The organism is Candidatus Symbiopectobacterium sp. NZEC135, from assembly GCF_025962695.1.
On the sequence record NZ_JAGFPF010001052.1, the window covers coordinates 1 to 750 of the forward strand.

Genomic DNA, 750 nt, shown 5'->3' on the forward strand with positions numbered 1-750 from the left:
CGCGCACCGGAGCATCAAGCGTTTCTCGACTGGCTCATCGAGCAGATAACCGAACATCAGGTCGATGCGCTGATTGTGGCGGGTGATATTTTTGATAACGGTTCGCCGCCCAGCTATGCGCGCGAAATGCTCAACCGGTTTGTGGTGGCATTGCGCCCCACCGGATGCCAGTTGGTGTTGCTGGCCGGCAACCACGATGCGGTGGCGACCCTGAATGAATCACGGGACTTGCTGGCGTGCCTTAATACCCGTGTTATCGCCAACGCCGCCGAAGATGTGACGCAGCAGGTATTGGCACTCAATACCCGCCAAGGCGCGCCCGGCGCGATGCTGTGCGCCATTCCTTTTCTGCGTCCGCGCGACATCCTGCGCAGTCTGGCGGGTCAATCCGGCGAGGAAAAACAGCTCGCCTTGCAAGACGCCATCAGCGGACACTATGCGCAATGCTACCAGTACGCCTGCGATTTACGCGACACGCTGGCATTGCCCCTGCCGATTATCGCCACCGGACACCTGACCACCGTCGGGGTTACCGCCTCGGAAGCGGTGCGCGAGATCTACATCGGCTCGCTCGATGCCTACCCGGTGCAGGCTTTTCCACCTGCCGACTATATCGCCCTTGGGCATATCCACCGCCCGCAGCGCGTGGGACACAGCGAGCATATCCGTTACAGCGGCTCACCGATTGCTCTGAGTTTTGATGAGCTTGGCAGTGAAAAATCGGTCGTGTTGATCGACTTCCCGCCAAGT

General features: G+C 59.9%; 1 protein-coding gene. It reads left to right on the plus strand.

Going from position 1 to position 750, the window contains the following annotated elements:
* Positions 1–750 (plus strand): exonuclease subunit SbcD (gene sbcD / locus J5224_RS32375; RefSeq protein WP_264629040.1); only part of this gene is annotated, 750 nt, incomplete at both ends.